12 protein-coding genes, 1 tRNA gene and 1 pseudogene are annotated in these 13,522 nt (G+C 69.7%); 11 read left to right on the top strand and 3 right to left on the bottom strand.

Annotated elements, in window-relative coordinates; translation table 11 throughout:
• Positions 1-86: 86 nt before the first annotated feature.
• The 6 genes and pseudogenes from AWB94_RS34425 to AWB94_RS35995 form a co-directional block, all read left to right on the top strand.
• Positions 87-263 carry a conjugal transfer protein TrbB gene (locus AWB94_RS34425; protein WP_109762096.1) on the top strand — a complete coding sequence of 59 codons (177 nt, stop codon included), beginning with the start codon at positions 87-89 and terminating at the stop codon, positions 261-263.
• A complete protein-coding gene (locus tag AWB94_RS32940; protein WP_062656013.1) occupies positions 260-1,036 on the top strand; it encodes a type II secretion system F family protein in 777 nt (258 codons plus the stop codon). The genes AWB94_RS34425 and AWB94_RS32940 overlap by 4 nt, the downstream gene beginning before the upstream one ends.
• Positions 1,033-1,590, top strand: a complete 558-nt coding sequence (locus AWB94_RS32935; protein WP_062656012.1) for a type II secretion system F family protein — start codon at positions 1,033-1,035, stop codon at positions 1,588-1,590. The genes AWB94_RS32940 and AWB94_RS32935 overlap by 4 nt, the downstream gene beginning before the upstream one ends.
• A 36-nt stretch (positions 1,591-1,626) precedes the next feature.
• On the top strand, positions 1,627-1,818 hold the full coding sequence (locus tag AWB94_RS32930; RefSeq protein WP_409365965.1) for a DUF4244 domain-containing protein: 192 nt from the start codon (positions 1,627-1,629) through the stop codon (positions 1,816-1,818).
• 23 nt (positions 1,819-1,841) lie between these two features.
• Positions 1,842-2,138, top strand: coding sequence for a TadE family type IV pilus minor pilin (locus tag AWB94_RS35410; protein WP_062656011.1), 297 nt, complete (start codon positions 1,842-1,844; stop codon positions 2,136-2,138).
• A gap of 34 nt (positions 2,139-2,172) precedes the next feature.
• A pseudogene (locus AWB94_RS35995) lies at positions 2,173-2,397 on the top strand (Rv3654c family TadE-like protein); the annotation flags it as partial.
• A 65-nt stretch (positions 2,398-2,462) separates the two neighbouring features.
• Here AWB94_RS35995 and AWB94_RS32920 read toward each other — a convergent pair.
• Together AWB94_RS32920 and AWB94_RS32915 are read right to left on the bottom strand one after the other, a co-directional pair.
• A complete protein-coding gene (locus AWB94_RS32920; protein WP_062656010.1) occupies positions 2,463-3,581 on the bottom strand; it encodes a PAS domain-containing protein in 1,119 nt (372 codons plus the stop codon).
• A gap of 285 nt (positions 3,582-3,866) precedes the next feature.
• Positions 3,867-6,221 (bottom strand): DNA 3'-5' helicase SftH, encoded by a 2,355-nt coding sequence (locus AWB94_RS32915; protein ID WP_409365964.1) that lies wholly within the window; start codon positions 6,219-6,221, stop codon positions 3,867-3,869.
• A 317-nt stretch (positions 6,222-6,538) separates the two neighbouring features.
• On the opposite strand from AWB94_RS32915, the gene AWB94_RS32910 reads away from it, so the two are divergent.
• From AWB94_RS32910 to topA, 3 genes are all read left to right on the top strand, one after another.
• On the top strand, positions 6,539-6,742 hold the full coding sequence (locus AWB94_RS32910; protein WP_006243848.1) for a cold-shock protein: 204 nt from the start codon (positions 6,539-6,541) through the stop codon (positions 6,740-6,742).
• A 125-nt stretch (positions 6,743-6,867) separates the two neighbouring features.
• Positions 6,868-7,446 carry a hypothetical protein gene (locus tag AWB94_RS32905; protein WP_062656165.1) on the top strand — a complete coding sequence of 193 codons (579 nt, stop codon included), beginning with the start codon at positions 6,868-6,870 and terminating at the stop codon, positions 7,444-7,446.
• Positions 7,447-7,601: 155 nt separating this feature from the next.
• Positions 7,602-10,415 carry a type I DNA topoisomerase gene (topA, locus tag AWB94_RS32900; RefSeq protein WP_062656009.1) on the top strand — a complete coding sequence of 938 codons (2,814 nt, stop codon included), beginning with the start codon at positions 7,602-7,604 and terminating at the stop codon, positions 10,413-10,415.
• Between the two features lie 26 nt (positions 10,416-10,441).
• Here topA and AWB94_RS32895 read toward each other — a convergent pair whose 3' ends face one another.
• Positions 10,442-12,049, bottom strand: a complete 1,608-nt coding sequence (locus AWB94_RS32895; RefSeq protein WP_062656008.1) for an adenylate/guanylate cyclase domain-containing protein — start codon at positions 12,047-12,049, stop codon at positions 10,442-10,444.
• A gap of 81 nt (positions 12,050-12,130) precedes the next feature.
• On the opposite strand from AWB94_RS32895, the gene AWB94_RS32890 reads away from it, so the two are divergent.
• Together AWB94_RS32890 and AWB94_RS32885 are read left to right on the top strand one after the other, a co-directional pair.
• Complete coding sequence (locus AWB94_RS32890; protein ID WP_234811967.1) at positions 12,131-13,342, top strand: DNA polymerase III subunit delta'; 1,212 nt, start codon at positions 12,131-12,133, stop codon at positions 13,340-13,342.
• Positions 13,343-13,411: 69 nt separating this feature from the next.
• A tRNA-Thr gene (locus AWB94_RS32885) sits at positions 13,412-13,484 on the top strand.
• Positions 13,485-13,522: the final 38 nt, after the last annotated feature.

The following is a 13,522-nucleotide window of genomic DNA, read 5'->3' as shown; positions in this document are numbered from 1 at the left end:
GGGTTAGACCAGGTACACATGTAACACTCGTCCTGAACAGTCGGATAGCTCAGCTAGGCCCCCTTTGTTACAGATAAAGAACGCAGGTGGTGCTGCACGTGCAGCGGACGGTGACCGGTCGCCGGCGCTTGCACGAGATCGCGGTGCTGGGACGTGCCGCCGACGGTTGGGTGAGCGCCGCCACCGCATGGCACGCCGACGACGGATTCGGGCCAGGGGCGTCGGCCCTGACCCGACTTCTCGACGACAGGTCGCGCCGATGACCACCGCCGTCCTGCTGGTGGCCGCGGCCTTGGCCGTCGCCCCGCCGACCGCCCGGCTGCGGCTGGGGTTGCCGGGCCGGCATCTTCCCCGGATATCGCCGTGGTGGGGTGCGGGACCGGTCGCGGTCGCGGCCGTCATGTTGCTTCCGGCGGGCACCGCGATCGCCGCCGGTGTGCTCGTCTGCACGGTGCTGGCGCGCCGGAACCGGGCGAAACGCCGGGCCGGCGCGCGGTCCGAGGCGGCGGCCCTGCGGGACGCGCTCGATGTGCTGGTCGGCGAATTGCGGGTGGGCGCGCATCCGGTGACCGCCTTCGACGTGGCAGCGGCCGAAGTCGACGGGCCGGTGGCCGCGGCGCTGCACGGTGTGGCGGCCCGGGGACGGCTCGGCGCCGATGTCGCCGCCGGGCTGCGGGCGGCCGGCCGCGGTGCCGCCGTGCCCGCCCATTGGGAGCGCCTCGCGATCTGCTGGGAGCTGGCCCATATCCATGGTCTTGCCATCGCCACGTTGATGCGGGCGGCGCAACGGGACATCGTCGAGCGGGAGCGTTTCGCGGTCAAGGTCGAGGCCGGAATGGCCGGTGCCCGCACCACCGCCACGATCCTGGCCGGTATGCCGGTGCTCGGTATCGCCCTCGGCCAGCTGATCGGCGCCGACTCGCTGCGATTTATGCTCTCGGGCGGCACCGGCGGCTGGCTGCTGGCCGTCGGGGTGACATTGTGCTGCCTCGGGTTGTGGTGGTCGGACCGGATCTCCTCAGGAGTGCTGCGATGACCTGGGCTGCCCTGTTGCTCGCCGCCGCCGTGCTGATCGGCACCGGACCCGGTCGGGCCGTCAACATCCCTCGCGCGCCCAAACCCCTGCGTTCGACGGCGGATCCGCTGGCGGCCGCGTCCTGCTTCGACGTGCTGGTGGCGTGCCTGAGTGCGGGCATGTCGACGCCGGCCGCGGCCGCGGCTGCCGCGCAGCTCGCTCCCCCCGGCCTGGCGCAGCGACTCATCCGGGCGGGCAACCTGGTGGCCCTTGGCGCGGACGCCGGCACGGCATGGGACCACGTCCCGTCGCGGGCCGATCCGCACGGTGCCGCGTTGGCCCGGATAGCCAGGCGCTCCGCCGAATCCGGCGCGGCCCTGGCTCAGGGCGCGGCCGAACTGGCCGACCAGGTGCGCAGTGCGGCGGGGGCGGCCGCCGAAGCCGCCGCCGGGCGCGCCTCGGTGCTCATCGCCGGGCCGCTGGGGGTGTGCTTTCTGCCCGCGTTCATCTGCCTCGGCGTGGTTCCGGTGGTCGTCGGGTTGGCCGGCCATGTCCTGGGCACGGGTTTCCTGTGAGCACATCCAACGAAAGGAGAAGCAATGGTACGGAGCATGTTTCGGTCGGTACAGGCGAAACTGGTGGTGCTCGCCACCGACGAATCCGGCATGTCCACCGTGGAGTACGCGATCGGGACCATCGCCGCCGCCGCGTTCGGCGCGATCCTGTACTCGGTGGTCACCGGCGACTCCATCGTCACCGCACTGTCCAACATCATCGCCCGCGCGCTCAACACCAAGGTCTGAGCGGCGATGCCGGCGCGGTCACCGTGGAGGCGGCGTTCGCGGTCGCCACGCTGGTGGCGGTCCTGGTGTTCTGCGTCGCCGGGCTCACCGCGCTCGGCTTGCAGGTGCGCTGCGTCGATGCGGCGCGGGAGGCTGCCCGGCTGGCCGCCCGCGGGGCCGACGGTGCCGCGGCCGCCGAACGGGTCGGGCCGCCGGGCGCGGTGCTGGCGCTGCGCCGGGACGGCGGTTTCGTCATCGCCCGGGTCAGCGCGAAAGCGCCGTTGCTGCCGGGGATCACGTTGGTCGCCGAAGCGGTCGCGGCGGCCGAGCCGGGCCCATGACGATCGTGGATCGGCCACCCTGATCGCGGTGGGCATGGTGGGCGTGCTGATCGCGGTGACCACGGGGCTGGTGCTGCTCGGTGCGGCGGTCATCGCCAGGCATCGGGCGCAGGCGGCGGCCGATCTGGCCGCCCATGCCGCCGCCGTCGGTCTACCGGCGGGGCGCCAATTCGCTTGTGCGCAAGCCGCCTCGGTGGCGACGGCGATGGGAACGGTGGTGGCCGGCTGCCTCGTCGACGGGTTGGACGCGGTGGTGACCGTGGACGCCGACACCGGGGTGCGAGGGTGGCGGGCCAGGGCCCAAGCCCGGGCCGGGCCGGCGGATCACTCCGCTTCGTCCTCCGTTTTGCCCAGCCGCAGTCGCGATTTCAGGGTGGGTCGGGCGATCGCGTCGTCGGGCCCGTCGGTGGCGCAGTCGGCCACCACGGCGCCCTGCTTGGCGGCGGCGAGTTCCTCGTCGGTCGGCAGCCGCAACGACAGCAGCGCTGTGACGGTGTTCTCGTCCAGCTCAAGCCGGGTGGCGGTCACGTGGATCGGGGTGTAGCCGCCGCCGTGCGCCCGTAACCCCAGTACCCGGGTGGTCGGTCCGACCGCGAATTCCTGTGCCATGGCAAGGATGTGGTGCTCGTCGGCCGGATCCAGCGTCGGGATCTTGCCGTCGCCGGCCCGCCAGTCGTAGAACGGGCACGGGTCGTCGAGCCACTTCAACAGACGCCAGCTGTTGATGTCGACCAGCGCGCGGTGCACGCCGGGGATGGCCATCCCGTGCAGGATGCGCTGCGCCAGATCGTCGGGCTGCGATGACGGCTTGGCGCGTTCGGCGCGCCAGTTCATCGACCGGCAGACCAGCCGCTCGGTGCCGTCATCTTGGGCTTCCAGCACGGCGCGGGCCACGAACCCGACGGCGATCGGCCGGCCGCGATGGTCGGTGACGTTCCAGGTGCTGCACAGCACATTGCCCGGCTTGGCCCGGATCACCATGGACAGCACCTTGGACTCGTCCGGGTGCAGGGTCCGTGCGGGCAGATCCTCGGCGAACGCGCGCCCGTGGGTGGCTTCCCGGGACGGGTCACGGCCACTGTTGGCCAGTGCTTCCGGGGTGTCGGTGGCCACGCCCGACTCCAGATCCCATTTCAGCGGGCCGATCACGGGCCGTTGCGGCGCTTCGATGTCCGGCGGCCCGATCCACAGCTGCACGCCGTGGATCACCCCGTCGGACATCCGCACCACGTCGGTGCAGATCACCCTGTCGTGTTTGGAGGTGATGCTGGTCAACGGCTGGCCGCCGCGCACCGTCTCGCCTAACGCCGACTGGATCGCCATCAGGTGCGGATTTCGTCGTAGGAACGTGGTGATCGGGACCAGGTTCTTGGTACGCGTTCCTTGGGCGACCACGGCCGGCTCGTCCCCGAGCGTCTCCACGAGCAGCCAGTCGTGGTCCATGTGGGTAGTTTAGCTGGCTACCCTGGGGCCGACCCGGTGTTTGCGGTTGCTGCGGAATCCGTCGAAATTCGCTGATCGGGTCGCCTGCGGGGTGGATCCACCGCGGTCGCTGCGCTCCGGCCAGGTTGCGTCTGCCCAGGTCGCGGGGTACTTTACGTCGGCGCCCGGTTTGACCCGGGGTTGAAAACGGATCGCGTTGTCCGACCGTTTGTCGCAATGTTGCGGTGCTCGGCGTGCTGGAACGGCACGACGGCGGGGCAGCGGTGGTTGTCGAGGGGTGAATCGTCACTGCTCGTGGCGCGCCAGTACGCCGAGCACCATGCGCAGCACTCGGATTGCTCCGGCCTTGTCCAGCGGATCGTTTCCGTTGCCGCACTTGGGGGATTGCACACACGACGGGCAGCCCGACGGGCATTCGCACGCCTCGATGGCGGCCGCGGTGGCACCCCACCAGGTGCTGAACCGGCGGAATCCGCGGTCGGCGAAGCCCGCTCCGCCCGGATAGCCGTCGTAGACGAAGATCGTCGGCAGCCCGGTCAGATCTCCCGGGCCGGGTCCCACCGCCGTCGACACCCCGCCGATATCGCCCCGGTCGCAACTGGCCACCAGCGGCAGCAGGCCGATCGCCGCGTGCTCTGCGGCATGCAACGATCCGGGCACCTGTAACATCTCGATACCGTTGTCCGCCAACAACTCCGGTGTCATCGTGCACATCACCGCGACGGTGTCCAGCGTCCGCGACGGCATGTCCAGCTCGACGAAGTCGATCACCTCACCGTCCACCCTGCGGCGCAGATATCCGGTCACGGTGTTGGTCACCGACACCGGAACCAGGCCGATGGTGATGTCGCCGAAGGTTTTTCGCTCACCGAGGCCGGACACACTGATATCGGTGACCTCGCGGGCCGAGGTGGTGTAACCGGGGTCCTGCGCGTGGACGAAGGCGATACCGTCCTCGAAATCCAGCGAATCCACCAGGTAGGTCTCGCCCTGATGCAGATACACCGCGCCGGGGTGGATCGAGGCCGGAGCCTGGCCGGTGCCGGTGGTGCCCAGCATGCGTCCGGTGCCGTCCTCCAGGATCGCGATCTGCCCGCCGGACGAGCCCCGGATGTCGACGGCATGGTGCGGGTCGACACCGGGAGTGGGGAAGTAGCCGCCCGGTCGGCGCCGCAGCAATCCGTCGTCGACCAGTTCGCCGGCCACCGCCTCGGCGCCCCAGGTGCGCACCTCGGCGTCGGTCAGCGGCAGTTCGGTGGCCGCGCACAGCAGTTGCGGGCCCTGCACGTGCGGGTTGGCCGGGTCGATCACCACCCGCTCGATCGGTTTGTCCAGCAGGGCCGCCGGATGGTGCACCAGGTAGGTGTCCAGCGGATCGTCGCGGGCGATCAACACGATCAGGGCGCTCTGCCCGCGCCGGCCCGACCGGCCGGCCTGCTGCCAGAACGAGGCGACGGTGCCGGGGAAACCGGCCAGCAGCACGGCATCCAACCCGGCGATGTCGACGCCGAGTTCCAGTGCGTTCGTCGTGGCCAGCCCGCGCAGGTCACCCTCGGCCAAGGCGCGTTCCAGCTCGCGGCGGTCCTCGGCCAGGTACCCGGCCCGATACGACGCCACCTGGTCGGCGATCTGTGGCGCGATCTCCTCCAGCCGGGCCCGGGCGCCCAGGGCGGTCAATTCCGCACCGCGCCGGGACCGCACGAACGTCAGGGTGCGGGCGCCCTCGGCCATCAGGTCGGCCATCACCCGGGCGGCCTCGGCGCCGGCGGACCTCCGGACCGGGGCCCCGTTCTCGCCGGTGAGGTCGTCGAGCAGCGCCGGCTCCCACAACGCCACGGTGCGCCCGCCCTGCGGTGAACCGTCGTCGGTCACCGCCACGACGGTCTGGCCGATCAGCTCGGCGGCGGTCTCGGCGGGCGAAGCCGTTGTGGCGCTGGCGAAGACGACGGTGGGATTACCCGAATACCGCTCGCACAACCGCAACAGGCGGCGCAGCACCATCGCCACGTTCGATCCGAAGATGCCCCGGTAGTAATGACACTCGTCGACCACGATGTATTTGAGATTGCGCAGGAACACCGCCCACCGGGCATGGTTGCGCAGCATCGACAGGTGGATCATGTCGGGATTGGAGAAGATCCACCGGGACCGTTCCCGCGCGAACCGCCGCATCTCGGTGCTGGCGTCGCCGTCGTAGGCGCTGGGCGCGACGTCGCGCAGGGTGCCGATCTCGGCGGTGAGGGCCTGGGCGGTGCGCAGCTGATCGTGGCCCAGCGCCTTGGTCGGCGACAGATACAGCGCCCTGGCCCGCGGATCGGCCGACAGCGCCGTGAGGATCGGCAGCTGGTAGGCCAGCGACTTGCCCGACGCCGTCCCGGTCGACAGCACCACGTGGCGGCCGTGATGGGCCAGCTCGGCGGCGGCCAGTTGATGCGACCACAGATCGGCGACGCCGCGATCGGCGTACGCCGTGACCAGCTCGGCGGGCGCCCAATCCGGCCACGGACGGGTCTGCGCGCGGCGCGGCGGCAGGTCGGTGACGTGGCGCAACGGGTGCTCGCCGGCCGCCGTGCCGTCGACCGCCCTGGCCAGCAGTTCGCGCCCGAATTGCGACCCGGATCCGGCCACCGAACCGCCCACCTGCTTCCCTTCTCACATTCCCGGAGCACCGCTGCAGATTCTCCCGGTGTTTCACGGATTGTGTCCCCAGGTGAATTGTTAACTACCGACGCGTGCCGAGACTGTCGCAGACGGCTCGAACATGATTGACTTATCGCGGTCGCAGCTTCTGTGTTCGTGTACTAGCACTCGCAGGATCGTCGTTGCGATCGCGGTTCCTGCGAGGGTTGTAGGTCGGGGCTAGTTCCGACGACTCCACGAAGGATTGGCGGTCGGAACGGGCCCGGTACACCGGAAGTCGGTGAACCGCACCCGGTAAGAGAAGGAATGTACGGAAAATGCCACAGGGAACTGTGAAGTGGTTCAACGCGGAGAAGGGCTTCGGTTTCATCGCCCCCGAGGACGGATCCGCTGACGTGTTTGTCCACTACACGGAGATCCAGGGGTCGGGCTTCCGGACCCTGGAAGAGAACCAGAAGGTTGAGTTCGAGGTCGGCCAGAGCCCCAAGGGTCCGCAGGCCACCGGCGTTCGCGCCGTCTGAGTCAGTCGATCTGAGGAAACACCCCCGGCCACGCCGGGGGCGTTTTCGTTTACGGCGTGCACTGTCCCGCCGTTTACGGCGTGCATTGTCCTGTCCCTTCGCTTACCCCGGATAGTGTCGTGCGTGTGAGCCAGCTGTCGTTTTTCTCGGCTGAGTCGATACCTCCCCAGGTAGCCGACCTGACGGGGATTCTGGCGGCGTCCGGCCAGGTGGTGATCGCCGGCGAACAAGCACGGCTGTCGGTCGTCGTCGACCGGCTGTGGCGCGCCGAAGGGCTGGCCGAGATGATCACCGAGGCCGGGTTGACGCCCGAGATCGCCAGGACCGACGAGAACACCCCGCTGGTCCGTACCGGGATGGACAACCGGTTGCTCGGGATCGCCAGGGCGTGGACCCGGGGTGCGGTCAAGACGGTGCCGCCGGATTGGTTGCCCGGTCCGCGCGAGCTGCGGGCCTGGACGCTGGCCGAGGGCACCCCGGAGGCCGACCGGTACCTGCTGGGCCTGGACCCGCACGCGCCCGACACCCACGCGGCCCTGGCCGCGGCGCTCATGCGGGTGGGAATTGCGCCCACCCTGATCGGCACCCGCGGCTCGCGCCCGGCGCTGCGAATCAGTGGCCGCCGGCGACTGTTACGCCTGGTAGAGACGGTCGGGGAACCGCCAGGGGACACCGATGCGTTCGCCCAGTGGCCGCGGATATGAGCGCTTCGTGCGAGCGAGCCGGTTTGCGTTGGTAGGCGCGGGGTGCGAAATTGTCAGTTGCTAACCCGCTGGACAAGCGACGGCACGCGGTAGATATAGATGTAGTGGAAGTACCGCGCTAGATATAGAAGTGCAGAAGTGGAGTGTAGGAGCAGGTGGCTGACGACGACCGGAGCCGGGGAGGCGCCGGTACCGTTCGGCGGCTCGTCATAGTCGAGTCGCCGACCAAGGCGCGCAAAATCGCCGGCTACCTGGGCTCCAACTACGTCGTGGAGTCCTCCCGCGGACACATCCGGGACCTGCCGCGCAACGCCGCCGACGTCCCGGCCAAGTACAAATCCGAGCCATGGGCTCGCCTCGGGGTCAATGTCGACGACAACTTCGAGCCGCTGTACATCATCAGCCCCGACAAGAAGGCCACCGTCGCGGAGCTGAAGGACCTGCTCAAGGGTGTCGACGAGCTCTACCTCGCCACCGACGGTGACCGCGAGGGCGAGGCCATCGCCTGGCATCTGCTGGAGACGCTGAAGCCGCGCGTCCCGGTCAAGCGGATGGTGTTCCACGAGATCACCGAACCGGCCATCCGCGCCGCCGCCGAGAACCCACGCGACCTGGACATTGACCTGGTCGACGCCCAGGAGACCCGCCGCATCCTGGACCGCCTCTACGGCTACGAGGTGTCCCCGGTGCTGTGGAAGAAGGTCGCGCCCAAGCTGTCGGCGGGCCGGGTGCAGTCGGTGGCGACCCGCATCATCGTGCAGCGCGAGCGTGAACGCATGGCCTTCCGCAGCGCCGGCTACTGGGATGTCACCGCCGAGCTGGACGCCAGCGTGTCGGATCCGCAGGCGTCGCCGCCACGGTTCACCGCCAAGCTGAACACCGTCGACGGCCGGCGAGTGGCCGCCGGACGTGATTTCGATTCGCTCGGTGCCGTCCGCAAGCCCGACGAGGTGCTGGTGCTCGACGAGGCGGCCGCGGGTGCGCTGGCCGCCGGGCTGCGCGGCGCGCAGCTCACGGTGTCCTCGGTGGAGCAGAAGCCGTACACCCGCAAGCCCTACGCGCCGTTCATGACTTCGACGTTGCAGCAGGAGGCCGGCCGCAAGCTGAGGTTCTCCTCCGAGCGCACCATGAGCATCGCGCAGCGGCTGTACGAGAACGGCTACATCACCTACATGCGTACCGACTCGACCACGCTGTCGGAGTCGGCGATCAACGCCGCGCGCAATCAGGCCCGCCAGCTCTACGGCGACGAGTACGTGCACCCGTCGCCGCGGCAGTACACCCGCAAGGTGAAGAACGCCCAGGAGGCGCACGAGGCCATCCGGCCCGCCGGGGACGTGTTCCAGACCCCCGGCCAGCTGCACAGCGCGCTCGACACCGACGAGTTCCGGCTCTACGAGCTGATCTGGCAGCGCACCGTGGCCTCGCAGATGGCCGATGCCCGCGGTACGACGCTGTCGTTGCGGATCTCGGGTCAGGCTCGCAGTGGCGAGCAGGTGGTGTTCAACGCCTCGGGCCGCACCATCACCTTTGCCGGCTTCCTGAAGGCCTACGTCGAGAGCCTCGACGAGCAGGCCGGTGGCGAGGCCGACGATGCCGAGAGCCGGCTGCCGAACCTGACGCAGGGGCAGCGCGTGGACGCCGCCGAGCTGACCGCCGACGGGCACACCACCTCACCGCCGGCCCGCTATACCGAAGCCTCGCTGATCAAGGCGCTGGAAGACCTCGGCATCGGGCGGCCGTCGACGTACTCGTCGATCATCAAGACCATCCAGGACCGCGGCTACGTGCACAAGAAGGGCAGCGCCCTGGTGCCGTCCTGGGTGGCGTTCGCCGTGATCGGCTTGCTGGAGCAGCATTTCGGCCGGTTGGTCGACTACGACTTCACCGCGGCCATGGAGGACGAGCTCGACGAGATCGCCTCGGGCAACGAGCGGCGCACCAACTGGCTGTCCAACTTCTACTTCGGCGGCGAGCACGGGGTGGACGGGTCGATCGCCCGTGCCGGCGGCCTCAAACAACTGGTGGGCGGCAACCTGGAGGGGATCGATGCCCGAGAGGTCAACTCCATCAAGCTCTTCGACGACGACCAAGGCCGCGCCATCAACGTCCGGGTCGGCCGCAACGGGCCGTATCTGGAGCGGATGATCGTTGATCCTGAAGCCCCGGACGGAGCCTTGAAGCCGCAGCGCGCCAACCTCAAGGACGAGCTGACGCCGGACGAGCTGACCCTGGAACTTGCCGAAAAGCTGTTCGCCACACCGCAAGAGGGCCGCTCGCTGGGTGTCGACCCGGAGACCGGGCACGAGATCCTGGCCAAGGACGGTCGTTTCGGGCCGTACGTCACCGAGGTGCTGCCCGAACCCCCGGATGATCCGGATGCCGGCGTCGGAGCGAAGAAGGGCAAGAAGCCCACCGGTCCCAAGCCGCGCACCGGTTCGCTGCTGCGCTCGATGGACCTGGAGACCGTCACCCTGGAGGACGCGCTCAAGCTGCTGTCGCTGCCGCGTGTGGTGGGCGTCGACCCCACCAACGGTGAGGAGATCACCGCGCAGAACGGCCGCTACGGCCCATACCTCAAGCGCGGCACCGACTCTCGTTCGCTGGCCACCGAAGAGCAGATGTTCACCGTCACCCTGGACGAGGCGCTGAAGATCTACGCCGAACCCAAGCGACGCGGCCGCCAGGGCGCGGCCACCCCACCGCTGCGTGAACTCGGGGTGGATCCGGTGTCGGAGAAGCCGATGGTGATCAAGGACGGCCGGTTCGGCCCGTACGTCACCGACGGTGAGACCAATGCCAGCCTGCGCAAGGGTGACGACGTGCTGTCGATCACCGACGCGCGGGCCTCGGAGCTGCTGGCCGACCGCCGGGCCCGCGGCCCGGTGAAGAAGGCCGCCAAGAAGGCGCCGGCGAAGAAGACCGCAGCCAAGAAGGCACCCGCGAAGAAGGCCGCCAAAAAGGCCTGATCGCCAAGGGCTGTCAGGCCGACCGGTCAGCCCTGCGACTCCGATGAGTTGTCCGCGACCAGATCGCGGCGTTCGGGCATGACCAGCTTGACCGGTCGCGCCAGCTGGGTCGGGGCGACGCGGCCGCGCAACTCGACGATCTCGCCGACATCCCAGCACAGGGCCTCGGCGTCCAGCGCGCCGCTGACCGCGATGGCCGAGGCCAGCACGTGGCCGGCCTCCAGTTTGGCCAGCTCGGTCAGCCGGGCGGCCTCGTTGACCGGGTCGCCGATCACGGTGTACTCGAAGCGGGCCTGCGCGCCGATATGCCCGGCGATGGCCCGCCCGGCCGACACCCCGATACCGAATTCGGTCTGCCCCAGCACCGTCACCAGTTCGTCGTGCAGTTCGCGGGAGGCGGCCAGCGCCGCACCCGAGGCGTCGGGGTGCTCGATGGGGGCGCCGAAGATGGCCAGCGCCGCGTCACCTTGGAATTTGTTGACGAACCCGCCGTGCTTGTTGACGGTATCGACGATGACCCGGAAGAACTCGTTGAGCAGGTTCACCACCTCGGCGGCGGGCACCGTCGAGGCCAGCTGGGTCGAGCCCACCAGGTCGACGAACAGCACCGCGACGTCGCGCTCCTGGCCGCCGAGCTCGGTGCCGCGTTCCAGCGCTCGACGGGCGACGTCCTCACCCACATAGCGGCCGAACAGGTCACGCAGCCGTTGCCGCTCGGCCAGGTCGCGGACCATGTCGTTGAACCCGGCCTGCAGCAGGCCCAGCTCGCTGGCGTCGTAGATCTGCATGTGCGCGTTGTAGTTTCCGCGCTGCACCTCACCGAGGGCCCAGCGCAGCTGCCGCAGCGGGTCGGCGATGGACATGGCGACCAACACCGTGCCGGCCAGCCCGATCACCAGGGCGGCGATGGCCAGCAGCAGCAGCGGGGTGGTCAACCGGTCCGCGGGTGCGGTGAGGATGGCGAACTTGCTGGCCACCAGGGCCAGCACGATGGCCAGCAGCGGCACCCCGGTGGACAGCACCCACGTCAGCACCTGGCGCAGGATGACGCCGGGGGCCCGGAAGTTCTCCGGCACGCCGCCGCGCAGCGCGGCGACCGCGACCGGGCGCAGCACCCGCTCGGATTGCAGGTAGCCGATGATCGCGGTGGCGGTGGCGCCCAGCGCGGTGGCGACCGCGACGACGGGCGCGGACTTACTGGCCACCGGCCAGCTGGCGATGATGAACACGATCGACCCGAGCAACCAGTTGGAGACGCTGATCAGGGTCCGGTAGAACGGCATCTTCAGTGCGCGCACCCGGGCCAGACCGGTGATGGTGGGGTCGCCGTCGGCCAGCAGGGTGTCACGGCGTTGCCAGCGGATGACGGGCAGCAGCAGCCGCAGGCTCAGGTAGGCACCGACGGTGAACGCGACGAACAGGTAGCCGAGGAAGACCGCCAGGTTGAACGCCGGCAGGTCCTGCAGCTGGATACGGTCCTCGGCCGGCAGCCCGAACCGGAGGAAGCCCAGCACGAACAGGGCGCCGATGATGTCGGACTGCACCATGCCGAGGGTGAACACCGGCCACGGCGTGCGCGCCACCCAGCGGACGAATGCGCCGATTCGCCCGATCGGGTTGCTTGCCGTGCTCACCCGTTTACCGTATCGGTCGGGTGTGACCTCATGCGTCGCAGTTCTTATGTCGTGTCTGCCCGCACCACTAGTCTTGCTGCGGTGGGAAGCGGTGTATTCGAGCGGCTGGTAGGCCAACATGCCGTGGCGGCCGAGTTGGTGGCCGCGGCGCGGGTGGCCCGTGGTGATTCCTCTCACAGTGGGCTCACAGCCGGTGGGATGACCCATGCGTGGCTGATCACCGGCCCGCCGGGGTCCGGTCGTTCGATCGCCGCGGTGTGCTTCGCGGCCGCGTTGCAGTGCCAGTCCGAGGGTGATCCCGGGTGCGGCGAGTGCCGGGCCTGCACCACGACCATGGCCGGTACCCACGCCGATGTGCGGCGCATCATCCCGGAGGGCCTGTCCATCGGTGTCTCGGAGATGCGCGAGATCGTGCAGATCGCGTCGCGGCGTGCGGGCACCGGCCGCTGGCAGATCGTGGTGGTCGAGGACGCCGACCGGCTCACCGAGGGGGCGGCCAATGCGTTGCTCAAGGTGGTCGAGGAACCGCCGCCGTCGACGGTGTTCCTGCTCTGCGCGCCGTCGGTGGACCCCGAGGACATCGCGGTGACGCTGCGTTCCCGGTGCCGGCATATCGCCCTGGTGACGCCGCGGGCCGAGGCGATCGCGCAGGTGCTGGTGGACAACGACGGGTTGACCGAGGACGTCGCCACCTGGGCGGCCTCGATCAGCGGTGGGCATGTGGGCCGGGCCCGCCGGCTGGCGACCGACCCGGAGGCCCGGCAGCGCCGCGAGCGGGCGCTGGGGCTGGCCCGCGACGCCGCCACCCCGGCCCGGGCCTATGCCGCCGCGGAGGACCTGGTGGCCGCCGCCGAGGCCGAGGCCAAGGCGCTGACGGCCGGGCGCAACGAGACCGAAGCCGAGGAGCTGCGCACCGCACTGGGCGCGGGCGGTACCGGTAAGGGCGCCGCCGGGGCGATCCGCGGCGCCGCCGGTGCGATCAAAGACCTTGAGAAACGGCAGAAGTCGCGGCAGACCCGGGCGTCCCGGGACGCGCTGGATCGGGCCTTGATGGATCTGGCGACGTACTTCCGCGACGCCCTGGTGGTGTCCGCCGGCGCGGGCGGGGTGGTGGCCAACCATCCCGACATGCAGGACAAGGTGGCCGCCCTGGCCGCGCACGCCCGGCCGGACAAACTGCTGCGGTGTATCGAGGCGGTGCTGGAGTGCCGCGAGGCGCTGGAGACCAACGTGAAACCCAAATTCGCCGTCGACGCCATGGTCGCGACGGTGGGGCAGGCGCTGAAGAGTTGAGTCGGGGCCGCCTTTTGGGCGGTGGGCAGGACCTGCCGTAGACTCACCTGCGCCTGCGTGTCAGGCATCGCCGCCTTAGCTCAGTCGGTAGAGCATCTCACTCGTAATGAGAAGGTCGGGGGTTCGATTCCCCCAGGCGGCTCTGTGCTCCACCAGTCGGCCCGCGATCATCATCGGCGG

The organism is Mycolicibacterium canariasense, from assembly GCF_002101555.1.
Classification (GTDB): domain Bacteria; phylum Actinomycetota; class Actinomycetes; order Mycobacteriales; family Mycobacteriaceae; genus Mycobacterium; species Mycobacterium canariasense.
This window is presented reverse-complemented; position numbering and strand designations above follow the sequence as displayed.